Source organism: Rhizobium sp. P2_G9 (assembly GCF_056403475.1).
This window is the reverse complement of sequence record NZ_JBFUFK010000024.1, coordinates 1-25806: the sequence shown is the minus strand read 5'-3', so window position 1 is coordinate 25806 and position 25806 is coordinate 1. Positions and strand designations below refer to the sequence as shown.

Annotated in this window: 30 protein-coding genes; 17 read left to right on the top strand and 13 right to left on the bottom strand. The window is 60.2% G+C overall.

Annotated features, from left to right (window positions below; genetic code table 11):
* The first annotated feature begins 75 nt into the window (after positions 1 to 75).
* Positions 76 to 417 (top strand): hypothetical protein, encoded by a 342-nt coding sequence (locus AC1DYF_RS20145; protein WP_477878539.1) that lies wholly within the window; start codon positions 76 to 78, stop codon positions 415 to 417.
* Positions 418 to 427: 10 nt separating this feature from the next.
* Here the strand turns inward: AC1DYF_RS20145 and AC1DYF_RS20140 are convergent, their stop codons facing one another.
* On the bottom strand, positions 428 to 2728 hold the full coding sequence (locus AC1DYF_RS20140) for a heavy metal translocating P-type ATPase (protein WP_477878538.1): 2301 nt from the start codon (positions 2726 to 2728) through the stop codon (positions 428 to 430).
* Positions 2729 to 2799: 71 nt separating this feature from the next.
* On the opposite strand from AC1DYF_RS20140, the gene AC1DYF_RS20135 reads away from it, so the two are divergent.
* A complete protein-coding gene (locus AC1DYF_RS20135) occupies positions 2800 to 3201 on the top strand; it encodes a MerR family transcriptional regulator (RefSeq protein ID WP_477878537.1) in 402 nt (133 codons plus the stop codon).
* Positions 3202 to 3288: 87 nt separating this feature from the next.
* On the opposite strand, the gene AC1DYF_RS20130 is transcribed toward AC1DYF_RS20135, so the two are convergent.
* Together AC1DYF_RS20130 and AC1DYF_RS20125 are read right to left on the bottom strand one after the other, a co-directional pair.
* Positions 3289 to 5364 (bottom strand): vWA domain-containing protein, encoded by a 2076-nt coding sequence (locus tag AC1DYF_RS20130; protein ID WP_477878536.1) that lies wholly within the window; start codon positions 5362 to 5364, stop codon positions 3289 to 3291.
* A 196-nt stretch (positions 5365 to 5560) separates the two neighbouring features.
* Positions 5561 to 6082 (bottom strand): RNA polymerase sigma factor, encoded by a 522-nt coding sequence (locus AC1DYF_RS20125; protein ID WP_477878535.1) that lies wholly within the window; start codon positions 6080 to 6082, stop codon positions 5561 to 5563.
* Positions 6083 to 6232: 150 nt separating this feature from the next.
* Here AC1DYF_RS20125 and AC1DYF_RS20120 point away from each other — a divergent pair, with 150 nt between their 5' ends.
* Together AC1DYF_RS20120 and AC1DYF_RS20115 are read left to right on the top strand one after the other, a co-directional pair.
* Positions 6233 to 7123, top strand: a complete 891-nt coding sequence (locus tag AC1DYF_RS20120; RefSeq protein WP_477878534.1) for a DMT family transporter — start codon at positions 6233 to 6235, stop codon at positions 7121 to 7123.
* 7 nt (positions 7124 to 7130) lie between these two features.
* Positions 7131 to 8000: a DMT family transporter gene (locus AC1DYF_RS20115; protein ID WP_477878533.1), complete on the top strand. Its 870-nt coding sequence runs from the start codon at positions 7131 to 7133 to the stop codon at positions 7998 to 8000.
* Positions 8001 to 8005: 5 nt separating this feature from the next.
* On the opposite strand, the gene AC1DYF_RS20110 is transcribed toward AC1DYF_RS20115, so the two are convergent.
* Entirely contained in the window at positions 8006 to 8692 is a 687-nt protein-coding gene (locus AC1DYF_RS20110) for a ferredoxin (RefSeq protein ID WP_477878532.1), read from the bottom strand.
* 101 nt (positions 8693 to 8793) lie between these two features.
* Positions 8794 to 10362 (bottom strand): trimethylamine methyltransferase family protein, encoded by a 1569-nt coding sequence (locus AC1DYF_RS20105; protein WP_477878531.1) that lies wholly within the window; start codon positions 10360 to 10362, stop codon positions 8794 to 8796.
* Between the two features lie 190 nt (positions 10363 to 10552).
* Here AC1DYF_RS20105 and AC1DYF_RS20100 point away from each other — a divergent pair, with 190 nt between their 5' ends.
* From AC1DYF_RS20100 to AC1DYF_RS20090, 3 genes are all read left to right on the top strand, one after another.
* Positions 10553 to 10807 carry a DUF6364 family protein gene (locus AC1DYF_RS20100; protein ID WP_477878530.1) on the top strand — a complete coding sequence of 85 codons (255 nt, stop codon included), beginning with the start codon at positions 10553 to 10555 and terminating at the stop codon, positions 10805 to 10807.
* Entirely contained in the window at positions 10804 to 11211 is a 408-nt protein-coding gene (locus tag AC1DYF_RS20095; RefSeq protein WP_477878529.1) for a PIN domain-containing protein, read from the top strand. The genes AC1DYF_RS20100 and AC1DYF_RS20095 overlap by 4 nt, the downstream gene beginning before the upstream one ends.
* Positions 11212 to 11337: 126 nt before the next feature.
* Complete coding sequence (locus AC1DYF_RS20090) at positions 11338 to 12039, top strand: corrinoid protein (protein WP_477878528.1); 702 nt, start codon at positions 11338 to 11340, stop codon at positions 12037 to 12039.
* Between the two features lie 73 nt (positions 12040 to 12112).
* On the opposite strand, the gene AC1DYF_RS20085 is transcribed toward AC1DYF_RS20090, so the two are convergent.
* Together AC1DYF_RS20085 and AC1DYF_RS20080 are read right to left on the bottom strand one after the other, a co-directional pair.
* Positions 12113 to 12247 (bottom strand): entericidin EcnAB, encoded by a 135-nt coding sequence (locus tag AC1DYF_RS20085; RefSeq protein ID WP_477878527.1) that lies wholly within the window; start codon positions 12245 to 12247, stop codon positions 12113 to 12115.
* A gap of 26 nt (positions 12248 to 12273) precedes the next feature.
* Positions 12274 to 12420 carry a hypothetical protein gene (locus tag AC1DYF_RS20080; protein ID WP_477878526.1) on the bottom strand — a complete coding sequence of 49 codons (147 nt, stop codon included), beginning with the start codon at positions 12418 to 12420 and terminating at the stop codon, positions 12274 to 12276.
* Between the two features lie 287 nt (positions 12421 to 12707).
* Between AC1DYF_RS20080 and AC1DYF_RS20075 the strand changes: the two genes are divergently transcribed.
* The 7 genes from AC1DYF_RS20075 to AC1DYF_RS20045 all read left to right on the top strand — a co-directional run bounded on the left by AC1DYF_RS20075 (position 12708) and on the right by AC1DYF_RS20045 (position 19449).
* Positions 12708 to 13322, top strand: coding sequence for a DUF1638 domain-containing protein (locus AC1DYF_RS20075; protein WP_477878525.1), 615 nt, complete (start codon positions 12708 to 12710; stop codon positions 13320 to 13322).
* Between the two features lie 159 nt (positions 13323 to 13481).
* Positions 13482 to 14126, top strand: a complete 645-nt coding sequence (locus tag AC1DYF_RS20070) for an exopolysaccharide biosynthesis protein (RefSeq protein WP_477878524.1) — start codon at positions 13482 to 13484, stop codon at positions 14124 to 14126.
* Between the two features lie 122 nt (positions 14127 to 14248).
* Positions 14249 to 14551, top strand: coding sequence for a virulence factor (locus AC1DYF_RS20065; protein ID WP_477878523.1), 303 nt, complete (start codon positions 14249 to 14251; stop codon positions 14549 to 14551).
* Positions 14544 to 15098 carry a methylenetetrahydrofolate reductase C-terminal domain-containing protein gene (locus AC1DYF_RS20060; RefSeq protein WP_477878522.1) on the top strand — a complete coding sequence of 185 codons (555 nt, stop codon included), beginning with the start codon at positions 14544 to 14546 and terminating at the stop codon, positions 15096 to 15098. The genes AC1DYF_RS20065 and AC1DYF_RS20060 overlap by 8 nt, the downstream gene beginning before the upstream one ends.
* Positions 15099 to 15105: 7 nt before the next feature.
* On the top strand, positions 15106 to 16158 hold the full coding sequence (locus tag AC1DYF_RS20055) for a methylenetetrahydrofolate reductase (RefSeq protein ID WP_477878604.1): 1053 nt from the start codon (positions 15106 to 15108) through the stop codon (positions 16156 to 16158).
* 89 nt (positions 16159 to 16247) lie between these two features.
* Entirely contained in the window at positions 16248 to 17213 is a 966-nt protein-coding gene (locus AC1DYF_RS20050) for a methyltetrahydrofolate cobalamin methyltransferase (RefSeq protein ID WP_477878521.1), read from the top strand.
* A 160-nt stretch (positions 17214 to 17373) separates the two neighbouring features.
* A complete protein-coding gene (locus AC1DYF_RS20045) occupies positions 17374 to 19449 on the top strand; it encodes an ASKHA domain-containing protein (RefSeq protein WP_477878520.1) in 2076 nt (691 codons plus the stop codon).
* On the opposite strand, the gene AC1DYF_RS20040 is transcribed toward AC1DYF_RS20045, so the two are convergent.
* Positions 19446 to 20000, bottom strand: coding sequence for a type II toxin-antitoxin system VapC family toxin (locus AC1DYF_RS20040; protein WP_477878519.1), 555 nt, complete (start codon positions 19998 to 20000; stop codon positions 19446 to 19448). The genes AC1DYF_RS20045 and AC1DYF_RS20040 overlap by 4 nt on opposite strands.
* 1 nt (position 20001) lies before the next feature.
* Complete coding sequence (locus AC1DYF_RS20035) at positions 20002 to 20304, bottom strand: hypothetical protein (RefSeq protein WP_477878518.1); 303 nt, start codon at positions 20302 to 20304, stop codon at positions 20002 to 20004.
* A gap of 164 nt (positions 20305 to 20468) precedes the next feature.
* On the opposite strand from AC1DYF_RS20035, the gene AC1DYF_RS20030 reads away from it, so the two are divergent.
* Positions 20469 to 22055, top strand: coding sequence for an acetolactate synthase large subunit (locus AC1DYF_RS20030; protein ID WP_477878517.1), 1587 nt, complete (start codon positions 20469 to 20471; stop codon positions 22053 to 22055).
* Between the two features lie 7 nt (positions 22056 to 22062).
* Here AC1DYF_RS20030 and AC1DYF_RS20025 read toward each other — a convergent pair whose 3' ends face one another.
* Positions 22063 to 22974: a LysR family transcriptional regulator gene (locus tag AC1DYF_RS20025; RefSeq protein ID WP_477878516.1), complete on the bottom strand. Its 912-nt coding sequence runs from the start codon at positions 22972 to 22974 to the stop codon at positions 22063 to 22065.
* 115 nt (positions 22975 to 23089) lie between these two features.
* Between AC1DYF_RS20025 and AC1DYF_RS20020 the strand changes: the two genes are divergently transcribed.
* On the top strand, positions 23090 to 23269 hold the full coding sequence (locus AC1DYF_RS20020) for a hypothetical protein (RefSeq protein WP_477878515.1): 180 nt from the start codon (positions 23090 to 23092) through the stop codon (positions 23267 to 23269).
* 87 nt (positions 23270 to 23356) lie between these two features.
* Positions 23357 to 23536 (top strand): hypothetical protein, encoded by a 180-nt coding sequence (locus AC1DYF_RS20015; RefSeq protein WP_477878514.1) that lies wholly within the window; start codon positions 23357 to 23359, stop codon positions 23534 to 23536.
* A 216-nt stretch (positions 23537 to 23752) separates the two neighbouring features.
* Here the strand turns inward: AC1DYF_RS20015 and AC1DYF_RS20010 are convergent, their stop codons facing one another.
* The 3 genes from AC1DYF_RS20010 to AC1DYF_RS20000 form a co-directional block, all read right to left on the bottom strand.
* On the bottom strand, positions 23753 to 24700 hold the full coding sequence (locus AC1DYF_RS20010) for an AraC family transcriptional regulator (protein WP_477878513.1): 948 nt from the start codon (positions 24698 to 24700) through the stop codon (positions 23753 to 23755).
* A gap of 51 nt (positions 24701 to 24751) precedes the next feature.
* Positions 24752 to 25525, bottom strand: a complete 774-nt coding sequence (locus AC1DYF_RS20005; RefSeq protein ID WP_477878512.1) for an L-iditol 2-dehydrogenase — start codon at positions 25523 to 25525, stop codon at positions 24752 to 24754.
* Positions 25522 to 25806 (bottom strand): TOBE domain-containing protein (locus AC1DYF_RS20000; RefSeq protein ID WP_477878511.1); only part of this gene is annotated, 285 nt, incomplete at its 5' end. The genes AC1DYF_RS20000 and AC1DYF_RS20005, both read right to left, overlap by 4 nt.

The window sequence follows — 25806 nt, the reverse complement described above, 5'->3', positions numbered from 1 at the left end:
TCGCCTGGAAGTGGGAACCGGTTTCAGGATAACGACATGCGTAAGAACAAAAGCATGCAATGAAATGGGAATGACATGATCGCTGCCCCCTTCCCCGACCGCGACACGGTCGCCGACAAATTCGCCGCCTTCGGCGAAGCCGAGCAGGCTTTCTTCAAGCTCCTGTTGGAAAACCCGATCCAGGACGAAAACCTGATCGAGGGCCTGACGCTTTGGCTCAACAAACAGGCCGGCGCCCGTTTCCTCAACACGCTGAGAATCGATCGCGCCGGCGAATGGCTGGGCAGCAATGCGCCGACGCGGCTGCAGATGCGGCTGATGGAAGTGGCCAAATCCTCCCAGCACAGCGCCTATGAAGCTTTTCGTAATGGCTTGACCCGCTCCAGGGGCCTGGAGAAGGCTTTTCCGAAGGCCTGATCCGGGGTGCTCAGCGCGGCTTCCAGCCGAGCAGCCTGAGCGCATTCATCGTCACCAGCACGGTGGCGCCGGTATCGGCAAGAATGGCCGGCCAGAGTCCGGTCAGGCCGATGATGGTTGTGACGAGGAACACCGCCTTGAGGCCGAGCGCAACCATGATGTTCTGACGGATATTGTTCATCGTGTCGGCCGACAGCGCAATCATATTGGCGATGTCGGCCACGCGCCCATGCAGCACTGCGCCATCCGCCGTCTCCAGCGCGATATCCGTGCCGCCGCCCATGGCGATGCCGATATCGGCCGCAGCCAATGCCGGTGCATCGTTGATGCCGTCGCCGACCTTGGCAACGACGAAACCTTGCTTCTGCTTCTCGCGCACGATCGCCTGCTTGTCTTCCGGCATCAGGCCGGCCCTGACCTCCATGCCGAGATCGGCGCCGATCGCCTTCGCCGTCCGTTCGTTGTCGCCGGTCAGCATCAATGTCTTGATGCCCCGCGCTGCAAGCGTCTTTAGCCCCGCGACAGCATCGGCGCGCGGTTCGTCACGTATGGCAATAAGGCCGCTGACGACGCCATTGGCGAGGAGGACGGAGACCGTCTTGCCCGCCTCGTTGAAGGCATCGATCCGGGCCAGGACCTCGTTTTCGATCGCAACCCGTTCGGCGGCGGCTTTGGGCGAGAGAAGCAGAATTTCTTCGCCGCCGACCGAGGCAGACACGCCTTTTCCGGGCAGCGCCTTGGCGGAACTGGCCGGCGGGACCGGAACCCCGTCGTCCTTGGCGCGGGCGAGGATCGCCACAGCCAGAGGATGGCTCGACCCGGCCTCCAGCGCCGCGGCCATCGACAGTACCTTGTTCTCCGGCCGGCCGATGCTGACGATATCCGTCACGCGCGGCTTGCCTTCCGTCAGCGTGCCCGTCTTGTCGAGCGCCACCAAAGTCACCTGACGGAGACGTTCGATCACGGCGCCCCCCTTGATCAGCAATCCGCGCCGCGCGCCGGCCGACAGCCCCGCCGCAATCGCGGCCGGCGTCGAGATGACCAGCGCACAGGGGCAGCCGATCAACAGGATCGCAAGCCCCTTATACACCCATTCCGACCAGGACTGGCCAGCCACCAGCGGCGGCAGGATAGCAACGAGAATCCCGACGACCAGAACGCCGGGTGTGTAATAGCGCGAGAAACGGTCGATGAAACGCTCGGTCGGCGCCTTGCTCTCCTGCGCTTCCTCGACCAGCCGCACGACGCGAGCGATGGTATTGTCCTCGGCCACAGCGGTGACCTTGACCTTCAATACGGCATCGGAATTGATCGTGCCGGCGAACACGCTTTCGCCCACGCCCTTGGTTTTCGGCACGCTTTCGCCCGTGACGGGTGCCTCATTGATGGCCGACGTGCCATCGACGATTTCGCCATCGGCAGCAATCCGGTCACCGGGCCGCACGAGAATGATATCGCCGATCGCAAGCGCCTCGGCCGCCACGTCTTGCGTCTTTCCGTTGCGCTCGACAAGCGCGCTTTTCGGCACAAGATCCGTCAGGCCACGAATGCTGGCCCGGGCGCGCATCGCGGCCACCCCTTCCAGCAATTCACCGACGAGGAACAGGAACACCACGGTGACTGCCTCTTCGGCCGCACCGATGATCACCGCACCGACAGCGGCGATCGTCATCAGCATCTCGATGGAAAACGGTGTCCCGGTGATCGCGGCAACCAAGGCGCGACGTGCGATCGGCACCAGGCCGACCAGAAGCGCCGGCACGAAAATCCATTGCGGCACCGAGGGCAGCGCGAGATGGGCAAGATAGGTCAGGACGAGCGCCGCACCGGTGATCGCCGCCAGCACGGCCTTGCGGCTCTTCCACCACGGGCCATCGCCGAGATCGAAATGATCATGGCTATGACCGGCTTCTTCGCTGGCGGCGGGCGCCGCATGCGCGTGATCGTGATCATGGTCATGATCATGCGAATGACCACCATGATCGTGACCTTCGCGATGATCATGTCCATCCGAGTGGTCATGGCCATGATGGTCGTGGTGATCATGATCATGACGAGGCGGCTGCACCGGCGCCCTGTTCCTCGCGGTCGCAGGCGCGATCGAATAGCCGAGCGCCTTTACCTGCTGCTCGATGGCGCCTTTCGTCAGCGTCCCGTTGGGCTGCACCGTCATCGTGCCGGCGGCCAGCGATACGCCGACCTCGTCGACACCGGGGAGCCGACGCACGGCGTTTTCGATCTTCTGCACGCAGCTGGCGCAATCCATGCCGCCGATGCGGTATTTCAATTTCTCTGCCTCGGAAGCTGCCATGATGAAAACCTTTCGATAGGACTTAAATAGTGCTAGCACCTCTAGCCACTAGAGGTTCAAGAGGCAAAATCATGAATATTTCGATCGGCCAACTCTCGACGAAAACCGGCATCAAGGTGCCGACGATCCGCTTCTACGAACAGATCGGCCTGGTCGAGGCACCGCCCCGCACCGAAGGCAACCAGCGCCGCTACGGCCAGGCCGAAGTCGACCGGCTGAATTTCATTCGCAACGCCCGCGAACTCGGCTTCGAGATCGACGACATCCGCGAACTGCTCGCCATGGCCGCCGAGCCGCAGGCCTCCTGCCACCAGGCCGACAGTATCGCCATGAACCATCTCAGGGAAGTCGACCAGCGCATCGAACGACTTCAGGCGCTGCGCAAAGAGCTGTCGCGGATGATCGAGGAATGCGGCCACGGCCATATCTGCGACTGCCGCATCATCAGCGTTCTGGCGCATCCGCGCGGATGAATCAAAATACCCTCTCCCCAGGGCAAGCCAGGGAGAGGGCCGAGCCGTCAGGCTCTCAATGAAGGGCGATGAAGAGTGGAACGGGGATCACTCGCCCTTCAAGCTCTTGGCCAGTTCGACCAGTTTGAGGAATTCGGCGCGATAACCGTAGGGATCGGCGCCCTTGCCGCTGTCGCCGAGCTTCATCACGCTGTCCCAGCTATAGTCGGACACCTGGTCCTCGTTCTTCAGCTTCTGGCCAAAGGCAGCGACAGCGACGGAGAAGCGGACATCTGCGGAGGCGGTGTCGACCGACTTCTTTAACTCTTCGGCCGTGACCGGCATGGTGATCAGGTTGCTCTTGTCCTCGGTCGGCTTCTTGTAGCGGATCTTGACGAAAGCCAATTCGTCGGACTTCGCGGCAGAAGTGTCGGTCGCCTTATCCTTCTTCTCGCCATAGCGCAGGTCGTCGACCAGCATGGCCGGGCTGCCCTTGGGCGTCAGTTCGTAGATCGCGGTGACCTCATGGCCCGAACCGATCTCGCCGGCATCGACCTTGTCATTGTTGAAATCCTCGCGCTTCAGCGCCCGGGTTTCGTAGCCGATCAGCCGGTATTCGGCGATCTTCTCCGGATTGAACTCGACCTGGATTTTCACGTCCTTGGCGATCGGGAAGATCGACGCGGTCGCCTCTTGCACCAGCGTCTTCTGCGCTTCCGCCAGCGTGTCGATATAGGCGGCGACGCCATTGCCGTTCTGCGCCAGCGTCTGCATCAGCGCGTCATTGTAATTGTCGTTGCCGAAACCGAGCACCGACAGGAAGATACCGGTCTTGCGCTTGGATTCGATCAGCGATTTCAGTTCGTCGTCACTCGACGGGCCGACATTGAAATCGCCGTCGGTCGCCAGGAAGATGCGGTTGACGCCATCCTTGATGAAGGCTTTTTCAGCCATCTTGTAAGCCGCCTCGATACCCTCCGCGCCTGCTGTCGAGCCGCCCGGCGACAGGCTTTCGATCGCATCGAGAATCTTCTGCTTTTCGGCGACCTTGGTCGGCTCCAGCACCACGCCGGAATTGCCGGCATAGACGACGATCGACACGGTGTCGGTCGGCTTGAGCTTGTTGACCAAGAGCCGGAAGGCGCTCTTGAGCAGCGGCAGCTTGTTGGGCTCGTCCATCGAGCCTGATACGTCGATCAGGAAGACCAGATTCGACGGCTTCTGCTCCTGCTGCTGCAATTCATACCCCTTGATGCCGATATGCATCAGCAACGTGTTGGCATTCCACGGCGTCGGCATGACAGTGATGTTCGGCTTGAATGCCTGATCGGCATTTGCCGGCGGCGCCCAGTCATAGGGGAAATAGTTGATCATCTCCTCGACGCGCACGCTGTCTGCCTGCGGCAACTGCCCGGCGAGGATCGCCTGGCGGGCGAAAGAGTACGAAGCCGTGTCGACATCGATCGAGAAGGTCGAGACCGGATCGCTCGACACCGATTTAACCGGGTTGATGTCCTTCGAAGTGAAGCGGTTGGCAGTGTCCGGCTGCAGCAGTGGCGGCTGCCCAACGATGCCGTCATCGGTGGTCACGCCAAGCATCTTCTTCGCCATCACACGGCCTTCGACAGTCGGCGATGCCGCCAAAGCATCGGCGGGTCGCGCCGCTTCATCGGCGTCGACGGAATTGTTTTGCGCCGCAGCGGCGGGCTGATTGTCGGTCTCGTCCTGCTTGCCGGCTTCATTGGTCGCGAGACTGCTGTCTTTCAATTGGGAAGCCGGCTTCTCGACCTGAGCGCCGGCGTTCGCATCAGGCCGCAATCCGCCATTCGTCGTGGTCGAGGAAAGCTGTGCCGTCTCCGACATTTCCTGGTCGATCTTTTGATCGTCGGTCGTCCCCGGCTTTGCCTTGGTTTTCGTCTCTTCCGAAACCACAGGCTTGTCCACAGTCTCCTTGTCAGCGACCTCCGGCTGTTTCGGCTCCGGCTTTCCGGCGCTGAGATCGATTTCACCTGTCTTCGGCTTCTCATCCTTGGCGACATGGTTTTCGCTCTTGTCGCCCGGCTTTGCCGGTTCGTTGATCACGAGACCCGTGCGGCTGTTGATCGAGTGGATGGCGACGTAACCGGCGACCGGCACGACCAGAAGCGTGGCAAGCGCCGAACCGGCAAGCAGTTTTCCATTCATGATAGCTCTCCATAACTGGGTTGTTATGGAGCTTTGACGCCGGCCGTTTTCGCTTCCTTGGGGGGCGTCTTGATTTTTTTCTTCAGCGTCGAAAGCCTGCATGGCAAACGCCATGGCCCGCGCTCGCGCAGCCTCGGAAGGTTTTGGCGGCGTCATGCGGCTCAGCTTGTCGAGTTCGTTTTCCATTGCCAACTCCTTACGCCACTTCGCGGCCAAGAATGATCTTCAGCCGCTTGCGCGCTTCATGCAGGTGCCACGAGACCGTGCTTTCCGAACAGCCCAGCACATCCGCCGCCTCACCGTGGTCCATTCCGTCGGAATAAACCAGCATCACGGCATCGCGTTGCTTGGGCGAAAGTTCCTGCACGGCGTTCCATATCTCCTGCATGTCATCGTCATCGCCTTGATCGCCCTGCGTCGAGGGGTCGAGGCTCCATTCTTCGGTCTTGCGCTGCTCGCGCACCGTTTTCCGCACGCCATCCCGCACCGCGTTCAGCACCAGTGTGTAGAGCCAGGTGCGGAAACGTCCATCACAGCGGAAGCCGGAAATCGCGGTCGCCAGCCGTATGCAGACATCCTGGGCTATGTCATCGGCATCGGCGGAACTGCGCGTCCATTTCCACGCCACGGCGTGGATGAAATCATAGTGCATCTCCAGGAGCTGGCCAAAGGCCAGCCTGTCGCCCTCGGACGCTTTCCTGATCAATTCCAGCTCCAATGCATCCGTCCTTCAACCCGTTCCTGAGGGATAGACGTTTGCCCCTGCCAATTCCTTGGGTAGCCCCGGAATATTTTGTCCAACGCCCAAGCCGGAACCTGTTAAAAACGATTCCGGCGCCGTTCAACGCGCCATCCTCAAGGAATTGCAATGCCTTCCCGCCGCGACCATCAACTCGGCCTGCTGTTCGTCACCATTTCCGCGATCGCCTGGAGCACGGCCGGTTTCTTCACGCGCCTGATTCCGCTCGACAGTTTCACCCTGCTTGCCTGGCGCGGCATCTTCGCTTCGCTCAGTCTGCTGGCCGTCGTCATATTGATCAGCGGTCGAGGCTGGCTCCGCGAATTCACCCGCATCCGCAAGCCGGAATGCCTCTATATCGTGCTCACCGTCTGCGGCATGATCATGTTCATCACCTCGCTCGGCCATACCTCCGTGGCGCATGGGGCGGTGATCTATGCCACCATTCCCTTCCTCGCCGCCTTTCTCGGCTGGATTTTCCTCGGTGAAATCCCAAGCCGCAACGCCATCCTCGCCGCCGGCATTGCCATCACCGGCGTGCTCCTGATGGTCGGATACGGCAGCGATGGCGGCTGGTTCGGCGATCTGCTCGCCTTCGGCATGACACTGACCATGGCGCTGTCGATCATCGTCATGCGCAAGAATCCCGGCATGTCGGCGACGGCTTCGGCCTGCCTCGGCGCCTTCTTCTCCATCTTCGTCTGTTGGCCACTCGGCAAGCCGCTGGATGTCACCGGCGTGCAGGTCATCCAGATGGCGCTTTTCGGCATCGTCAATTCCGCCATGGGTCTTGCCTTCTTTGCCTGGGGTTCGCGCAAGATCCCGGCAGTCGAGACGGCACTGATCGGCGCACTCGACACGCCGCTTGCACCGCTCTGGGTCTGGGCCGCCTTCGGCGAAACACCGGGCAGGACTACGCTGATCGGCGGCGGCATCGTCTTCATCGCCGTCATCGGTCATATCGTCGCCAGCCAGCGGTCGCATCCGGCAATTGATTCGGCTTCAGCGGAAACAGCGTAGAAACAGCATGGATGCACGCCGCGAACACCAGATCGGACTTTTCTTTGTCATAGCAGCTGCCATCACCTGGAGCAGCGCCGGCTTCTTTACCCGGCTGATGAATCTCGACTATCCGACAATGATTGCCGGCCGGGGCATCTTTGGCGCGATCGGCATGCTGCTTCTGATCATCATGATGGACCCGCGCGGCTGGCGGAACCAGTTCCGCCATATGGGCTGGGCCGATCTCGTCTATGTGCTTAATTATGTCTTCGGCACGACCTGCTACATATCCTCGCTCGGCTTGACCTCGATTGCCCACAACTCGGTGATCTTCGCGACCATCCCCTTCATCTCGGCGCTGCTCGGCTGGATTTTCCTCAGCGAAATCCCTTCGCGCAATGCGATCGGCGCCAGCGCCATCGCTATCGTCGGCGTGGGGATCATGGTCGGCTTCGGCATGGATGGCGGCGTATCCGGCGATATCCTGTCGCTCTGCGCCACATCGAGCATGGCCGCCTCGATCATTCTTGTCCGTCGCTACCGCCACATCGCCATCATCCCCGGCGCCTGCATCGCCTCCTTCATCAGCGGCCTGCTGCCGCTGCCGTTTGCGCATGATTTGCCGCATGTCACAACGACGAACTTCGTCTTGCTGGTGCTGTTCGGTCTGCTCAATGCCGCACCGGGCCTGACGCTTTTCTCGCTCGGCTCAAAACGCCTGCCTGCCGTCGAGACGGCACTGATCTCGACGCTCGACACGCCGCTCGCTCCGCTCTGGGTCTGGATTGCCTTCAACGAGACGGCCGGCCGCCAGACCGTGATCGGCGGTGTGATGGTGCTGGCCGCCGTGTTTATCCATATTGGATTGAGCCAGAGGCAGGTGAAAGCGGCTTGAGCCGATCAGATCCTGCCGAGCGCCGCCATATGGAACTGCAACTGCTCCGGCGGGTATCGATAGCTTGCACCGACCGGGCAAGCGTTCCGGGCAATGCAGCCAGACACCATGCATCCCGCCTTTCCCTCTGACGCGTGAACATGCGTTCGACAGGCCGGAACGTCGAAAGCCGACGCCTGCACGGCATCGACCGGACAGGTCTTCAGGCATGGCTTGTCGCGGCAGTTGTCGCAGGGATGGCGATCGAGTGGCACGCTCGCGGTGCCGATCCTCTCGGCAAAGCCGATCGCACCGCGATAGCCGTGCCAAAGCCCATAATCCGGATGGATCAACACACCGAGCGGCGAGGCTTTCAAGCCCTCCGCTCGCATCGCCCATTGCTGGAACGGCTGCCAAGGTTTTTCGGACGGGAAATAGGCTTGTCCGCCCACTCTGTCCGCCTCCGGCCGGATGATCTCGACCGACCAGGTGTCGAGCGGATCGGCGACATTCCGGCCATCTCTGGAGCGCCACCTGCGGAAAGCCGGCCAGATCGAGCCGCCGATATTGCCGAGCAGCACCACGGTCCGCGCATGTACGCCCGCCGTCATCGCCGGCCCATCGCCGTCGAAATGCACGACACCGCGCAAAAAAATTCCGTGCGGCGCGMGCGCCGCACGGATGTCTTCGATCTTATCTTCTGTCTTGTCCATTATGTCCGGCCAGGCGGCTTGTAGTGCGGGCGCCAGACGTCCCGCTGAATCCAGTCGGCCACCTGATACCGTCCGCCACTCTCCCTGGCTTCGGGACCCTTTCAGGTGAAAGCGTCGGGCATGGAGTCCTTGCGCTGCTTGATATAGGCGAGCAGCGCCTCATCGATGGCCGGATCGAGCGCCGGCGCTTCATACTGTTCCAGCCAGGAGCGGCAGAGCGCGTTGGCGCGTTGCTCGATGCGCTTGGCACCTTCAACTTCCCACTGTTCGTAGGAATTGTTATCGGCCAGCGCCGAACGGTAGAAGGCAGTCTGGAAATTGGCCTGGGTATGGGCGCAGCCGAGATAGTGGCTGCCCGGGCCGACTTCGCGGATGGCATCCAATGCCTGGGCGTTCTCGGAGAGATCCACGCCTTCGGCCATCTTCTGCATCATGCCGAGCTGGTCCTGGTCGATCATGAACTTCTCGTAGGACGAGACAAGGCCGCCTTCGAGCCAACCGGCGGCATGCAACGAGAAATTCGTGCCGGCCAGCAGCGTCATGTTGAGCGTGTTGGCCGATTCGTGCGCGGCTTGCGCATCCGGCACCTTGGAGGCGCAGAGCGAACCACCGGTACGGAACGGCAGGCCGAGACGGCGGGCGAGCTGTGCCGCGCCATAGGACACCAACGACGGTTCCGGCGTGCCGAAGGTCGGCGCACCCGACTGCATCGAGATCGAGGCCGCGAATGTGCCGAACAGCACCGGCGCGCCCTTGCGGATCAGCTGGGTGAACGAAGCACCGGCCAGAACTTCGGCCAGGATCTGCGTCAGCGTGCCGGTCACCGTCACCGGGCTCATTGCGCCCGACAGGATGAACGGCGAAATCACCGTTGCCTGGTTATGCCGCGCGTAGACCTTCAGTGCCCCAACCATGGTTTCGTCGAACACCATCGGCGAATTGGCATTGATGAGGTTGAGCGTGACGCAATTGTTCTCGACGAAATCGTCGCCGAATACCAGCTTGGCCATGGCAATCGTGTCTTCCGCGCGTTCCGGCGCGGTGACCGAGCCCATGAACGGCTTGTCGGACAATTTGATATGGCTGTAGACCATATCGAGATGGCGTTTGTTGACCGGGATATCGACCGGCTCGCAGACCGTGCCGCCCGACGAATGCATCGACGGCGCCATATAGGCGAGTTTGACGAAATTGCGGAAATCCTCGATCGTCGCATAGCGGCGATTGCCTTCGAGGTCGCGGACGAAGGGAGGGCCGTAGACCGGGGCAAACACGGTCGCTTTCCCGCCGATCTGGACGCTGCGCTCGGGATTGCGCGCATGCCAGGTGAAAACCGGCGGGGCGGTCTTCAGCAGCGAGCGGCAGAGACCTTTGGGAAAGTGCACGCGCTCTCCGCGGACGTCGGCGCCGGCTTCCTTCCACAGCGCCAGCGCTTCGGCGTCGTCGCGGAATTCGATGCCGATCTCTTCGAGCACGAGGTCGGCATTGCTTTCGATGAGGATCAAGCCCTCTTCGTCGAGCACTTCATATTCGCGGATCTTGCGGGTGATATAGGGAAGCGACACGCCCGGACCGCCGCCCGCACGCGATGCACGCCGCGCGGCCGCACCGCGACCGCGGCGACCGCCGCCTTCTCCCTGCCCGGCTGCCTGATCTGAGGTCTGGTCCATGGTCTTTCCTTTACGATGAGCCCGCCCGAGGCGAGTGCTGTGTTTCCTTTGATCCTAAAGGATGCCGCAAAAGGAACAATCCTCTATGCGCCAATGTCTACGCTGGAAACGAAATGACGCATTTGTCTGTTTGCGCCATCAGGCGAAGTTCGTTGATACAAATCCCGGGCTCTGATATTTTGAGACCATGATGAATATCACTGTTTCCATCGATGATGAAATTTACCGCCGCGCCGAACTAAGAGCGGCGGAACTTAATACGTCTGTTTCAGCTATGGTCCAGAAATATCTGACAGGCATTTCATCGGGTCTTAGCCAACGCGCTTCTCCGGAAGAATTCGAGCGTCTGAGGCACCTGCAGCATGAAATTCAAAGCCGCGTCACGAGCTTCGACCCAAACGATCGCTTGTCTCGCGACGAACTTCACGACCGAAAGCGTTCTTGATCGCATGTTTCATCGATACGAACGTGCTTCTTTATTACTTTGCTACCGATCCAACCGCCCTATATAAAAAGACGATCGCAGAAACGCTGCTCGACCAGAATGATTGCGTCCTTTCGGTACAGGTGCTGCAGGAATTTTATGTGCAGGTGACGCGCCCAACGCGAATATCTTCCGACGAAGCCGAACGCTTTATTATCTCCATGCTCCGATTTCCAATCCAGTCACAGACGCCTGAACTGTTGCAACTGGCTTTTGATATCCGCCGGCAGCTGAAATTTTCCTATTGGGACTCAGCCATCGTCGCAGCCGCGATGATGACCAATTGCGACATCCTCTATACCGAAGACCTCCAACATGGACAAATCATAAACGGAATCAAAGTCGTCAATCCGTTTGCCGGATAGCGGCGCGCCCGTCGTAAATTGCTCTTGCCCGCGTCGTTTTCGAAAACGCTTTGCAAAGCCTCCCCGCCCACTATAGTGAAAACCAAGGGGCGGTCGAATCCCGCAACCAATCTCACGAGGAACGCAATGGCAGACGATGAAATCATTCTTTCCGAGCTCTCGGACGAGGAACTCGTGCAGCAGATGCACGACGATCTTTACGATGGCCTCAAGGAAGAGATCGAGGAAGGCACCAATATCCTTCTCTCGCGTGGCTGGGTGCCGTATGACGTCCTGACCCAGGCTCTCGTCGAAGGCATGCGCATCGTCGGCATCGACTTCCGCGACGGCATCCTGTTCGTGCCGGAAGTGCTGCTTTCGGCAAATGCGATGAAGGCCGGCATGTTCATCCTGCGGCCGCTGCTGGCTGCCACCGGCGCGCCGAAGCAGGGCAAGATGGTGATCGGCACCGTCAAGGGCGACATCCACGACATCGGCAAGAACCTCGTCGGCATGATGATGGAAGGCGCCGGCTTCGACGTCATCGACCTCGGCATCAACAACCCGGTCGAGAACTATCTCGACGCCATGGAACGCGAGAAGCCGGATATCGTCGGCATGTCGGCCCTTCTGACCACGACCATGCCCTATATGAAGGTCGTGATCGACACGATGAAGGAAAAGGGCATCCGCGATGATTATGTCGTTCTCGTCGGCGGTGCGCCGCTGAACGAAGAGTTCGGCAAGGCCGTCGGTGCCGATGCCTATTGCCGTGACGCGGCAATCGCGGTCGAAACCGCCAAGGATTTCATCAAGCGCAAGCACAACATGCTCGCCGCCAAGGCCTGATTTGTTGGCAGGAATTTGACAAACCGGCCGCCCACCTGGGCGGCCGGTTTTCATTTGACCTGATTTCTATCCTTCATTGAGCAGCATGCTTGATGGCATGCGTCGTCTGATGGACATCTTCACCGGCGCCGCGAATCGTGTTGGCGCAGGACGAAAGAGCCAGAACGGCAATCAGGGCAACGGCAATCCGGATCGAAAGAGTGCTCATGATAGTGCTCCTGGAAAAAGTTGGGATCAGTCTGCCGCACGCTTAACCGCATGATCGGTTGCTTTGGCCGTGTTGGTCATGTCCTTGCCCACGCCGCGCACCGTATTCGCGCATGAGGCAAGGAGAAGCACGGTACTTAACACGATCAAGATCTTGGTCGAAACAGTCGTCATTTTGCTCTCCGATCACAGTGGCTGAACCGGGGCAGAACTACCCCGTGAACGAAATAGGGGCGCTTTGCGGACAGGTGGGACGCGGTCGCTGATCGCCTGCTTTTTGAACGCGCAACTCGAAGATTTGTTCAATGTGGCATGCGCTACGCGCATGCTTATTACCGGTCTCGGGTTCACACGACCTATGCGGTTTTCTGCCCAGCGCGACGGATTTGACGGCGACTTCTGACGCTTCCAGTATTCCAATCGCGATTGCCGGACTTATATTGGTGGCAAAGGATAAAGCCATGCTCGACACGCCCCAGACCCAGGACAAGCCCGAAGCGCTCAGAATCATCGCCTGTGGCGCGATCGCCCGCGAAGTGCTCGCCATCAAGGAGATGAACAGGCTCGATCACATCGACCTGCAATGTCTGCCGGCGATCTGGCATGTGACGCCGCAGAAGATCGTGCCTGGCCTGCGCGAGAAAATTGCCGAAGCCCGGGCCGAAGGTTTTCGCCGCATCTATATCGGCTATGCCGAATGCGGCACGCAGGGGCAGATCGACAAACTCTGCGAGGAAGAAGGTATCGAACGTATCGCCGGCCCGCACTGTTACGCCTTCTTCACCGGCAACGAAAAATTCCTTTCCGAATGCGAAGAGGAATTCAGCGTTTTCTACCTGACCGACCTGATCACCCGCCAATTCGAGGCCTTCATCATCGAGCCGCTGAAACTCGACAAGCATCCAGAACTGCGCGACATGATATTCGGCAATTATACCAAGATCGTCTATCTCGCCCAAACCGAAGACAAGGCCCTGCAGGACAAGGCGAAATGGGCTGCGGACTACCTCAAGCTCGATTATGAATATCGCTTCACCGGCTATGGCGACCTGACCAAGGCTATGATCGAAGCGTGAGCTGCCGGTCTTGATAACGACACCCTGATCTCCATCTTAGCTCCACCTTTCCCGCGAAAACGCAACGACTCGGCGGGAAAGGCGTTTGCTGGTATGGATATCGATCAAGGAGCCCGCGTGTCGGATCACAGCCAAGAGCTTGACARGCGCGAACCCGCTATGCGGCAAAGGCCGCACAAACTATCGGAATTGCTGCGGCAACTGTCCGACAATGCCGGCGACAAGATCACGCTCGGCGACATTGCCGATGCCATGGCCGACCGGTCCTTCGGCGCCTTCCTCGTCGTCTTCTGCCTGCCGAGCATGATTCCCCTGCCGCCGGGCGCGACATTCATTCTCGGCCTGCCGCTGGTATTCATCACCTTCCAGATGGCCTTTTCCCGTCTTGACCGCATCTGGCTGCCGAAGCGGCTGCACGGCTATGGCTTCGACAACAAGGCCTTCTCTTCCATGCTCGATCGCTTCGTGCCGTGGATAGAGAAGCTCGAGCGGCTGATCACCCCGCGCGCCTGGCCGCAACGCAGCCGGCTCTTCGAACGCGTCATCGGCGTCTTCTGCCTGCTCCTCGCGATCGTCGTTTTCCTGCCGATTCCGTTCGGCAATATCGGCCCGTCCTTCGCCATGGCGCTGATGGGGTTGGGCCTGAGCGAACGAGATGGCATCGTTGTCGGGCTCGGCGTTGTGATAGGCGCTCTGATCAGCGCAATCGTCGGCTATGTGAGCTATGCTTTGGTACTTGCCATCCCCTATTTCTTCGAGCATTTGCCCGACTATTGGCATGCTTTCGTCAGCTATGTCAGCTGACAAATTACACGCTTGCATAATCTGGAAAACATGTCGCATTATGATCAATGCGACGTCGTGACTGGCCGCGCAACGACGCCCCCTCTCGTTCCATTGTGGCCGCACATTTAGGAGTTCGGGGAATGGCAGATCGTATCATCGTCTACTGGCGCGACATACCCGCGCAAGTGATCGTCAAGAAGGGCCGGCAGAACGCCAAACGCGAGCTTTCGGTGCGTTTTACCGAAGCGATCGACATGTGCGCCATGCGCACCGGCGCCGCCGAAACCGATGATTATCTGGCGGAATGGCGCAAGGCCGATCCGGTTCCGGTCTCCGACGATCTCGAAGCCGAGGCCGACAAGGCAGCGGCAGAATTCGAGGCCGCCTATGACCGCGACCGGCTCGTGGCATTGGTGAAGGCAGGCGGGCGCGAAAATGGTTGAACTCAAGGTCCACAAGAAGCCGCCGACGGCCTATGTCCCCTCCGGCGTCTCGGCTGTCGGTCGACAGACGAAGAGCTATACGATCCGCCTCTGGTCGATTCGCCATTCGCGCACGCTCGAATGGTTCTATGACAAGTTCGCCAAGACCTTCCTGCTACTCCATCCGATCTGGAACAAGCTGGGCTACGCCAGAGTCGAAGGGCCGGTGAAGGCGGTCGAAAAGCGCGTCAAAGGCCTGATGTTCGACTGTCGCATGTGCGGCCAGTGTGTGCTCTCTTCGACCGGCATGTCCTGCCCGATGAACTGTCCGAAGCAGTTGCGCAATGGCCCTTGCGGCGGTGTACGCGCCAACGGCAATTGCGAAGTCGAGCCGAACATGCCTTGTGTTTGGGTCAAAGCCTGGGAAGGCTCGCGCAACATGGTGCATGGCGACAAAATCTTGAACGTGCAGAAGCCGGTCGACCAGTCTATGCGCGAAACCTCTGCCTGGCTGCGGGTGACTGCACAATCGGCCGCTGAAAAAGAAGCAATGAAGAAGGACGCATAACGGCATGGTGCATATCGACGAAAACCCGCTCGGCGCGCACCTGCCGCTCGATCCCCTCCCCGGCCATGTTTCACTCGGCCGCCTGGAACGCGTCCTGCGCCGCGGCGAATTCGCCGTCACCGCCGAACTCAACCCGCCCGATAGCGCTGATCCGGAAGACGTCTATAAGCGCGCGGCGATCTTCGAAGGCTGGGTAGATGGCATCAACGCCGTCGACGCATCTGGCGCCAACTGCCACATGTCCTCGGTCGGCATCTGCGCGCTGCTGACCCACATGGGCTATGCGCCGATCATGCAGATCGCCTGCCGCGACAAGAACCGCATCGCCATTCAGGGCGACGTGCTCGGCGCCGCCGCCATGGGCGTTGCCAACATCATGTGCCTGACCGGCGACGGCGTGCAGGCCGGCGACCAGCCCGGCGCCAAGCCGGTTTTCGACCTCGACTGCATGTCGCTGCTCGAAACCGTGCGGATGATGCGCGACGAATCGAAATTCCGCTCCGGCCGCAAGATCACCAAAGCGCCGCAGGTTTTCCTCGGCGCCGCGATCAACCCCTTCGCCCCGCCCTACGATTTCAGGCCCTATCGGCTGGGCAAGAAGATCGAGGCCGGCGCACAGTTTGTGCAGAGCCAGTATTGCTTCGATGTACCGATGTTCAGGGAATATATGAAGAAGGTCGTCGACCTCGGTTTCGCCGAAAAATGCTTCGTCCTCGCTGGCGTCGGTCCGATGGCCTCTGCCAAGACCGCCAAGTGGATCCGCTCGAACGTGCCGGGCATCCATATACCGGATTCGGTCATCGCCCGCCTGGAGGGCGCGGCTGACCAGAAGAAGGAAGGCAAGCAGCTCTGCATCGACATCATCAACGAGGTCAAGGAAATCCCGGGCGTCAGCGGCATCCATGTGATGGCCTATCGCCAGGAGGAATACGTCTCGGAAATCGTGCATGAATCCGGCGTCCTTAAGGGCCGCACGCCCTGGAAGCGCACGCCCCGTCCCGAATTTCACGAATTGCAGGAAGAGACCGCCAACGCTCTGGTGGACCAATCCGTTCGATAGGCCCCAACATCTCGCCTATCGGCTTGCCATAAAATACATAACGATATAAAGAAATCTTTATATCATCGGAACCTCTTATAGGATGATCCATGACCCGCACCATCGTCGCCTCCGCCACCCGCGAAATCGTCATCGGCTTTGACCAGCCCTTTTGCGTCATCGGCGAACGCATCAACCCGACCGGCCGCAAGAAGCTCGCCGCCGAAATGCAGGCCGGCAATTTCGAGACGGTCATCAAGGACGCGCTGGAACAGGCCGCCTGCGGCGCCACCATGCTGGACGTCAACGCAGGCGTCACCTCGGTCAACCCCAACGAGACGGAGCCGGGCCTTCTGGTGCAGACGCTCGAAATCGTCCAGGGCCTCGTCGACCTGCCGCTCTCCATCGACTCGTCGGTGACAGCCGCGATCGAGGCCGGCCTCAAGGTCGCCAAGGGCCGCCCGCTGATCAACTCCGTCACCGGCGAAGAGGAAAAGCTGGAAGCCATCCTGCCGCTGGTCAAGAAGTATAATGTTCCGGTCGTGGCGATCTCCAACGACGAGACCGGCATTTCCATGGACCCGGACGTGCGTTTCGCCGTCGCCAAGAAGATCGTCGAGCGCGCGATGGATCATGGCATCAAGCCGGAGGACGTCGTGGTCGACCCGTTGGTCATGCCGATCGGCGCGCTGGGCGACGCAGGCCGCCAGGTCTTCGCCCTGCTCCGCCGCCTGCGCGAAGAGCTCAAGGTCAACACCACCTGCGGCCTCTCCAACATCTCCTTTGGCCTGCCGCACCGCCATGGCATCAATGCCGGCTTCATCCCGATGGTCATCGGCGCCGGCATGACCTCGGCCATCATGAACCCCACCCGCCCGCAGGAAATGGAAGCCGTCCGCGCTGCCAACGTGCTGAACGGCACCGACGCCAATTGCTCGAACTGGATCATGACCTATCGCGACTACAAGCCCGCCGAAGGCGGCGCCGCATCGCCGACCGCTGCCGCGTCTGCCGCTCCGGCTGGCCGCCGTGGCGGTCGTGCAGCGCGCACGGGTGCGGGTGCCGCAACCGAGTAATTGCTGCGGCTCAGCATGGCTGAACGATCGGGATCACCCTCGCGAAACCGCAGGGTGATCTTTGCATGTCGGGATTTGACAATTGTTGTTTGCGCCGAAAGCGCAATCTGGCAGGAACGGAACAGAGGCCGGGGGGCGTCGATTCCTCGGAGACATGAGAATGCGTTACGACGACACGTCGGGAAATGAGTCGATCATGGCCGAAGCCGCAAGCGAGAATCCGCTGGTTCTGTTCATGCCTTCGGGCAAGCGTGGGCGGTTTCCGGTCGGCACTCCCATCCTCGAGGCAGCGCGAAAGCTCGGCGTCTATGTCGAAAGCGTCTGCGGCGGCCGCGCCACTTGCGGGCGCTGTCAGATCGAGGTGCAGGAAGGCAATTTTGCCAAGCACAAGATCGTCTCCTCCAACGACCATATCTCCCCGCGCGGCGCCAAGGAAGAGCGCTACGACCGCGTCCGCGGCCTGCCGGAAAATCGCCGTCTCTCCTGCTCGGCATTGATTCTTGGCGACCTCGTCGTCGACGTGCCGCAGGATACCGTCGTCAACGCCCAGGTGGTCCGCAAGGCTGCAAGCGACCGGGTTATCGAGCGCAATGCTGCGATCCAGCTCTGCTACGTGGAAGTAGACGAGCCCGACATGCACAAGCCGCTCGGCGATCTTGATCGGCTGAAGGTCATGCTCGAAAAAGACTGGGGCTGGAAGGACCTGCTGATTGCCCCGCACATTATCCCCGACGTGCAGAAGACACTGCGCAAGGGCAATTGGGGTGTCACCGCCGCCATCCATCGCGACATGGATTCATCGCGACCCTTCATCGTCGGTCTATGGCCGGATCTCAAGAACGAGGCTTATGGCATCGCCTGTGACATCGGCTCGACGACCATCGCCATGCATCTCGTGTCGCTGCTCTCGGGCCGCATCATCGGCTCGACCGGCACGTCGAATCCGCAGATCCGCTTCGGCGAAGACCTGATGAGCCGCGTCTCATATGTGATGATGAATCCGGACGGCCGCGAAGCGATGACCATCGCCGTACGCGAAGCGGTCAACGGCCTGATCGGCAAGGTCTGCGAGGAGAATGGCGTCGATCGCAACGATATCCTCGACATGGTCTTCGTCGCCAACCCGATCATGCACCATCTCTTTCTCGGCATCGACCCAACCGAACTCGGCCAAGCGCCGTTTGCACTCGCCGTCTCCGGCGCGCTGCAATATTGGGCGCATGAGATCGACATCAAGGTCAATCGCGGCGCCCGCGTCTACATGCTGCCCTGCATCGCCGGCCATGTCGGCGCCGACGCCGCAGGTGCGACGCTGTCGGAAGGTCCCTATCGCCAGGACAAGATGATGCTGCTCGTCGATGTCGGCACAAATGCCGAAATCGTACTGGGCAACAAGAACCGCGTCGTCGCCGCCTCCTCGCCCACCGGCCCCGCCTTCGAAGGCGCCGAAATCTCCTCCGGCCAGCGCGCCGCGCCGGGCGCCATCGAACGCGTCCGTATCGATCCCGTCACGCTCGAACCGCGCTATCGCGTCATCGGCGTCGACAAGTGGTCGGATGAGGAAGGTTTCGAAGAGGCTGCCGCCAGCACCGGCGTCACCGGCATTTGCGGCTCGGCGATCATCGAAGTCGTCGCCGAAATGTATCTCTCCGGCGTCATTTCGGAGGACGGCGTCGTTGACGGTTCGATGGCTGAAAAGAGCCCGCGCATCATCCAGAACGGCCGCACCTTCTCCTACCTGCTGCGCGACGGCGAACAGCGCATCACCGTCACCCAGAACGACGTCCGCGCCATCCAGCTCGCCAAGGCCGCCCTCTACGCCGGCATCAAGTTGCTGATGGAGAAGCAGGGCGTCGAAAAGGTCGATATGATCCGCTTCGCCGGCGCCTTCGGCTCCTTCATCGATCCGAAATACGCCATGGTGCTCGGCCTGATCCCGGATTGCGACCTCAACGAAGTCAAGGCCGTCGGCAATGCCGCAGGCACCGGCGCGCTGATGGCGCTGCTCAATCGCGGCCATCGCCGCGAGATCGAGGGTATGGTCAAGAAGATCGAGAAGATCGAGACCGCGCTCGAGCCGCATTTCCAGCAGCTCTTCATCGACGCCATGGCCATGCCCAACAAGGTCGATGCGTTTCCGGAACTCGCCAAGGTCGTCACCCTGCCGGAACGCAAGGTGATCACAGCGGGCAATGACGAAGGCGGCGGCCGCCGGCGGCGGCGCGAGCGGGGCTAATAGAACAGCACCCGTCCGCTGGGGATCATCTGCAGGAGAATGTCGAAGTCGGCGTAGTTGCGGGTCAGCAAAGTTGCGCCGAGCTTTAGTGACTGCAGGAACAGCGTGCAGTCACTGAGCGCCCGGGCACGATGCTCCTTGCCATAGCCTTGAATGCGACTGAGCGTGCCAGCCAACAGGGCAGCGCGCCCGCATGTGTCAATGTCGGGTTGATGAAGACGATGTGGGTGGATCGATTCGACAAGTGCCCCAATCTTGCTGACGGCTGACCTTGTGCGCATATCCTCGGGATCAAGAACCCCGACCGTCATCATGATTTCCTGCAGTGAGATTGTGGAGTGACTGTGGGCATTCGATTCCAGGAAATGGCGGAGTTCTGCAGAAATCTTGCCTTGCAGGCGATCTATGTAGACCGAGGTGTCGAGCAATAGAATCTGATCGAACTGCCGCGGATCGAAGAACTGAAGCGCAGAGCCGGATCGCCTCGCCAAACCGCTGTTCGGAAACCTTCGCGCCCAGCGCAAAGCTGCGTCAAAATCGAAGCCGGACAAATCAGAACTCCAGATCGATATCTGGATCGATAGAACCTTCCAGCTCGCGAAACGCCTTCTTGAACGGGTCTTCGACAGCCAGTTGAGCAAGGGCGAATTTTACCAGATCGGAATCGGAGCTGATGCCAGTCCGCGCCTTTGCAGCGGCGATCATCCTGGCACTCACGCGCGCCGTGACCCGGCTCTCCTTCGTCTCCAGGAAACCCTGCTCCTCGGCATCCTTCATCGTCGGTTCGACAAGTGCGGCCAATTCAGGCACGCGTTGCGCGATCACCGGCTCCTGCTTTCGCGCTGCAGCTTTCATCTCAAAATTCCGTTAGCCACGACCATCAATTTGGCTAACAATAGCAGCAAAGTGATGAACACTCAATCGCGACATCATGGCTGGAACATAGAAGACTGACGCTGGCGTCCCCACCCAAATCCGCTACAGTTGCAAATTGGGTGACAGGACGGGAGGAGCGGTCGATGGACGCGCGCAAAGACGTTGAGGCGGATGTCGATTCCAGGCCGATGAATGGGGCCGAGAGCCTGCTCCGCACGCTGGTCGATTGCGGCGTCGAACTCTGTCTTGCCAATCCCGGCACATCGGAAATGCATTTCGTCACCGCACTTGATCGCGTGCCGGGCATGCGGGCCGTGCTCGGCCTGTTCGAGGGCGTCGTYACCGGTGCCGCCGATGGCTATGCCCGCATGGCCGGCAAGCCGGCGGCGACGCTGCTGCATCTCGGCCCAGGTCTCGCCAACGGGCTTGCCAATCTGCACAATGCCCGCAAGGGCGGCGTGCCGGTGGTCAACATCATCGGCGACCATGCGACCTATCACCAGCGCTACGACGCGCCGCTGACAAGCGACGTCAAAGCCTATGCCAACACCGTGTCCCACTGGAAAGTCTCGTCGCGCGAGGCACGCGACGTGGCCGCCGATGCGGCACGGGCGGTGCAGGCGGCACAGGTTCCGCCCGGCCAGATCGCCAGCCTCATCCTGCCGGCCGACACGGCCTGGAACCAAGCACAGGGTCCGGCAAGGCCACTTCCTGTTCCGCAAGCACCTGAGGTCCCCGATCATGCTGTCGACGCAGCCGTGGCCGCACTCCGGCACGGCAGAACAGCCCTCCTGTTGCGCGGCGCCGCCCTGCATGGCCGTGGGCTCGCTGCAGCGGCCAAGATTGCCACGGCGACCGGCGCGCGCCTACTGGCCGACACGTTCACGCCGCGCATCGAACGCGGCGCCGGCCGCGCGACGGTCGAACGCATGCCCTATCGCGCCGCCCAGGCGGTGCAGTCTCTTGCCGGCCTTGAAACGCTGATCCTTGTTGGCACCCAGGCACCGATCGGCTTCTTCGCCTATCCCGGCCAGCCGAGTGAATTCACGCCACCGGGCTGCCGGGTGCTGGCGCTTGCCCATCCGCATGAGGATGGTGTCGCCGCCCTGGAAGCTGTCGCGGCGGCCTTTCGCACCGACCAGGCCCTCAGGCTCACGCCATTTGCGCCATCCGCCGTGCCCAGCGACGGGCCGCTCACCAATGTCGACATCGCCCGCGTGGTCAGCCATTTCCTGCCGGACCAGGCCATCGTCGTCGATGAAGGCATCACCAGCAGCTTCAGTTCTTACCAGTCCCTAGAAACGGCAGCCCCCTTCGACGCTCTCCTTGTGCCCGGCGGCGCGATCGGCGGCGGCATGCCGCTCGCCACCGGTGCGGCGCTTGCCTGCCCCGATCGCAAGGTGGTCAATCTGCAGGCCGACGGCAGCGGCATGTATACGCTGCAATCGCTATGGACCCAGGCGCGTGAAAAGCTCGATGTGACGACGGTTATCTATGCCAATCGCGCCTATCGCGTGTTGATCGACGAATTGCAGGGTGTCGGCGCCGGCAATGGCGGGCCGAAGGCGCTCAGCATGTTCGATATCGGCAATCCCGATCTCGACTGGGTCAAGCTCGCCGAGGGCATGGGTGTCGAAGCCGTCCGCACCAACACCGTCACGGGTTTTGCAAACGCCTTCCGCTCGGCCATATCAGGCAGAGGCCCCAGGCTGATCGAAGCGGTGATCTGAAGACGGCCTAAGCCGCCACCGCAGCCGGCTGCTGCTGGCTATAGTCACCCAGCGACGTCCGGACATAGTTCGCCACCGCGGCAACCGGCGCCGGCGGATTTTCGCGCACGGCAAGGCCGACATCATAGGTGCCCAGGTCTGGGAGGCCCTCGCGCTCGCCGAGCACAACCATATCGTCCTGCACCAGGAAGCGGGCGAGCGGCGCAACCGCAATGTCCGCACGGATCGCGGCTGTCTGGCCCATATGGCTACCGCAGAAGTAAGCGATGCGGAAATCGATCCGTGACACCGCCAGCTCTTCAAGCGCCTTGGTACGCCAGATGCAGCCGGAATCCCAGACCGAAATCGGCAGCGGCGTCTTGAGATGCGCCTGGCCATGCCGCTTGCCGACCCAGACGAGCTTTTCCGTCATCACCTTCTCGGCAGGATCGGCGCGCACGCTGTTCTGAAAATTGTAGAGCGTCATGTCGAGCCGGCCGTCTTCGACCATCTTGTGCAGGTTGGCGGAGGATTCGATCGTCACGTCGATGGCGAGCTGCGGCCAGGTTTCCGAGAGATGCTTGAGGATGCCGGGCAGCATCAGTTCGCCGATATCGTCAGGTGCGCCGAGACGAACGATGCCGCTCATTTCCGGCATGATGAAGCGCGACACGGCCTCATTGTTGAGCGCGATCATCCGCTTGGCATAGGAGAGCAGGATTTCGCCATGATGGGTGAGCGTCACGGAACGGGCGTCACGGCGAAACAGGCTGACCCGCAGCGTATCTTCGAGCTTCTTGATCTGCATCGACACGGCCGACGGCGTGCGGAACACCGCTTCCGCCGCAGTGGTGAAATTGCCGGTCTCGGCAATCGCCACAAAAGTCCTCATCACATCGAGTTCAAGCATGGGAAGCGAAGCGGGAAGCGGATTGACCATGACCGTCACCTTCAAAAAATCTGAACGATAGCATCATTCCATTTCGTTTGATTGAACATCAAATAAATCCGATAGTCAAGTCGTCAAGCAGATGGACCCCAAAAGGAGCAAGACAATGAGACTGACCTCAACGGCAGCAATTGCCGATTTCTTCGAAAGCCGCATCCGCCAGGCGCGGATTGAACACCGCCAAGCCAAGCTGCGTCGCGAGCTCTCGCGCCTGCCGAGCTATATCGCCAGGGACATTGGTGCCGGCCCGAACCAGGACCGTCTCATCAATTTCCTTGAAGACTAGCATAAGGCATATTCGTTTGTCTTATATGTAAGACAGGCGGATACTAAATAAGTCAGATGAACCCCAGCCCCTTGAAAGGCAACGAAAATGACGACTGTTACGATTACCGGCCGGTATTCCGGCACGCCGCGGCCGCATTCCGGCTTCCTCTCGTTCATCCGCAGCAAGTGGGCGGAATATCGGTTGATGCGCTCGATCGAATCCGTGCCCTACGATGTCATGAAGGACGTCGGCTTCCCGGCTGCGGAGCGCGCGAATGAAATGTGATGCCTGTTAGTTTCGGGGTTCGGTGACGAAGGCTCGCATCGAATCCCGAAACGCTTTCGATTTTTTGTAATTTTTGTTTTTTGATTTTCAGTATCCCGCAAGCGTTTATTTCCCCGCGTCTCTCGCATTTCAGAATGGGATCACATGATCGCCATCACAGGGTGATGAGTGCACAATCTGCCTGCGCCGGAGGACTCGATTGTTGCATTGTCGCGATCAGTCGAGGGTATTGTCTTCTATGGAAACGTGTTTTGCGTGGGCGGCTCTCCTGTAAGCTGATGGACTTTTGCCGACCTGGCGCAAGAAAGTGCGGTTGAAATTGGATAGGTTGGTGTAGCCCACTTGATAGCAAATATCCGTGATCGCGGTGTCGGACTCGGACAGAAGCCGGCAAGCCCGTCCTATGCGAAGGCTTGATACGTAGTCGGTAAAACTGCGACCGGTATTCTTGCTGAAGAACCGGCTGAATGTGCTGGTCGACATATTGGCAACAGACGCGACGTCGGGAAGTTGAATTTTCTCAGTGAAATGGCCGTGGATATGGAGAATTGCCCGCTGCATCGTGTCCAGCGTTGCGGCGTCGAGATTGGGTGAGAAATCAGGCGAGGACAGAACTTCGCATTCATCGGAATAGGCCAGCAATTCCAGGACTCGCAGGAAGCGGATCAACCGTTCCAATCCGGTGACACCGCCAATACTTTCGAGCAAATCAGCCGCTCGCTGCGCTGTCGCGCCGCAGAATCTCAGTCCTCGCTGAGCACTGATAAGCAGCCTGCTGAGATACTTGATCTCGGGAAGGTGGCACCCGGCTTGTTGCAGCCTGTCTGGATCGAATTGGACGACAAGATCCCGGGCTATGATCTTGTCGCCTTTGTCGATATGCGAAACCCAATCGTGAGGCAGGTTGCTGCCGATCACGGTCAGGTCGCCAGGTCCGAAATCGCCGATATAGTCACCGACATAGGCCGTGCCGGAAGAGCAGCGGATAAGGTGGATCTCGATCTCAGGGTGAAAATTCCACAGGGAATTCGCCCATGGGTAATCATCGATGCGCCATAGGAAGGTATTGTGTTCGGTGGTGAGGATGTGCTCGAATTTCGGCGCCAACTGCGACGCACCCTTGTGCGGAACGTGGCCCTGACTCGTTGCAGCTGAGATGCTCATCCTGGCAGCTCTGATTATCCTAATGGACTTGGCTTCCGTGACTTATAGCCACTAGCTCATCCAGTTACCACCATCGACATTGTATGTCTGGGCGACGATGTATTCGGCTTCCTTGGATGCGAGAAAGATTGCCATCCCGATCAGATCTTCCGCGGTCCCCATTCGGCCAAACGGCACCGCCTCGCCGACCAACCGTTTTTTCTCGCCGATTGGCCTGTTTTCATATCTGGCAAATTTTGCATCGACGCCATCCCAGTGTTCGCCGTCGACCACGCCGGGCGCGATCGCATTGACGTTGATGCCGTGCTGAATAAGATCCAGGCCCGCGGACTGGGTAAGCGAAATCACGGCAGCCTTCGTCGCGCAATAGACGCCGACAAGCGCCTCGCCACGACGTCCGGCCTGGCTCGCCATGTTGATAATTTTGCCGCCTTGGCCGCGCTTGATCATCGAGCGTGCCGCCGCCTGCAACGTAAAGAGGGTGCCAGCGACATTGATGCTGAAGAGCGTGTCGAAGCTCGCTCGGCTGATCTCAACAATTGGGGCGAGATCGAAGAGCGCCGCATTGTTGATCAGAATGTCGATGCCGCCGGTCCTCTCTTCAACTGCGGCAATGGCAGCGTCGATCGAGGTCTGGGAAGTGACATCCATAGCCAGCGCATAAGCGAATGTACCAAGCTCGCTAGCCGTCTGCCGAGCACGTTCTATGTTGATGTCGGCGATGGCGACAGTTGCGCCTTCGCGAATATAGGCCTCGGCAAAACTGCGACCAATGCCGCGTGCCGAACCAGTGATCAAAGCTGATTTTCCTTCAAGTCGGTTCATCTGATTGCGAGTCCTTGTTGATCGAATTTATGGATGCGGGTGATATCCGGCGTCAAATAGACGGTCTCGTCGAAATGGATGTCGAAATCACCCGGCGCACGCACCGTGATCGTGCCCACCTTTTCCGTATGCACGTGCACGAAGGTATCGGCGCCGAGATGTTCGGCGACACCGGCCTTGCCCTTCCATTTGCCTTCGGTCTTGGAGATGCCCACGTGTTCGGGCCGCGTGCCGATCGTCGTGGCGTTGAGCGCCGTCGTGGCGTTGAGCGCCTGCGCCTC

Bases quoted from the DNA above. Each gene is read 5' to 3' on its own strand.
- AC1DYF_RS20145 (WP_477878539.1), top strand. From the start codon at position 76: ATGATCGCTGCCCCCTTCCCCGACCGCGACACGGTCGCCGACAAATTC.
- AC1DYF_RS20140 (WP_477878538.1), bottom strand. From the start codon at position 2,728: ATGGCAGCTTCCGAGGCAGAGAAATTGAAATACCGCATCGGCGGCATG.
- AC1DYF_RS20135 (WP_477878537.1), top strand. From the start codon at position 2,800: ATGAATATTTCGATCGGCCAACTCTCGACGAAAACCGGCATCAAGGTG.
- AC1DYF_RS20130 (WP_477878536.1), bottom strand. From the start codon at position 5,364: ATGAATGGAAAACTGCTTGCCGGTTCGGCGCTTGCCACGCTTCTGGTC.
- AC1DYF_RS20120 (WP_477878534.1), top strand. From the start codon at position 6,233: ATGCCTTCCCGCCGCGACCATCAACTCGGCCTGCTGTTCGTCACCATT.
- AC1DYF_RS20115 (WP_477878533.1), top strand. From the start codon at position 7,131: ATGGATGCACGCCGCGAACACCAGATCGGACTTTTCTTTGTCATAGCA.
- AC1DYF_RS20105 (WP_477878531.1), bottom strand. From the start codon at position 10,362: ATGGACCAGACCTCAGATCAGGCAGCCGGGCAGGGAGAAGGCGGCGGT.
- AC1DYF_RS20100 (WP_477878530.1), top strand. From the start codon at position 10,553: ATGAATATCACTGTTTCCATCGATGATGAAATTTACCGCCGCGCCGAA.
- AC1DYF_RS20090 (WP_477878528.1), top strand. From the start codon at position 11,338: ATGGCAGACGATGAAATCATTCTTTCCGAGCTCTCGGACGAGGAACTC.
- AC1DYF_RS20085 (WP_477878527.1), bottom strand. From the start codon at position 12,247: ATGAGCACTCTTTCGATCCGGATTGCCGTTGCCCTGATTGCCGTTCTG.
- AC1DYF_RS20080 (WP_477878526.1), bottom strand. From the start codon at position 12,420: ATGACGACTGTTTCGACCAAGATCTTGATCGTGTTAAGTACCGTGCTT.
- AC1DYF_RS20075 (WP_477878525.1), top strand. From the start codon at position 12,708: ATGCTCGACACGCCCCAGACCCAGGACAAGCCCGAAGCGCTCAGAATC.
- AC1DYF_RS20070 (WP_477878524.1), top strand. From the start codon at position 13,482: ATGCGGCAAAGGCCGCACAAACTATCGGAATTGCTGCGGCAACTGTCC.
- AC1DYF_RS20065 (WP_477878523.1), top strand. From the start codon at position 14,249: ATGGCAGATCGTATCATCGTCTACTGGCGCGACATACCCGCGCAAGTG.
- AC1DYF_RS20060 (WP_477878522.1), top strand. From the start codon at position 14,544: ATGGTTGAACTCAAGGTCCACAAGAAGCCGCCGACGGCCTATGTCCCC.
- AC1DYF_RS20050 (WP_477878521.1), top strand. From the start codon at position 16,248: ATGACCCGCACCATCGTCGCCTCCGCCACCCGCGAAATCGTCATCGGC.
- AC1DYF_RS20045 (WP_477878520.1), top strand. From the start codon at position 17,374: ATGCGTTACGACGACACGTCGGGAAATGAGTCGATCATGGCCGAAGCC.
- AC1DYF_RS20035 (WP_477878518.1), bottom strand. From the start codon at position 20,304: ATGAAAGCTGCAGCGCGAAAGCAGGAGCCGGTGATCGCGCAACGCGTG.
- AC1DYF_RS20025 (WP_477878516.1), bottom strand. From the start codon at position 22,974: ATGGTCAATCCGCTTCCCGCTTCGCTTCCCATGCTTGAACTCGATGTG.
- AC1DYF_RS20020 (WP_477878515.1), top strand. From the start codon at position 23,090: ATGAGACTGACCTCAACGGCAGCAATTGCCGATTTCTTCGAAAGCCGC.
- AC1DYF_RS20015 (WP_477878514.1), top strand. From the start codon at position 23,357: ATGACGACTGTTACGATTACCGGCCGGTATTCCGGCACGCCGCGGCCG.
- AC1DYF_RS20010 (WP_477878513.1), bottom strand. From the start codon at position 24,700: ATGAGCATCTCAGCTGCAACGAGTCAGGGCCACGTTCCGCACAAGGGT.
- AC1DYF_RS20005 (WP_477878512.1), bottom strand. From the start codon at position 25,525: ATGAACCGACTTGAAGGAAAATCAGCTTTGATCACTGGTTCGGCACGC.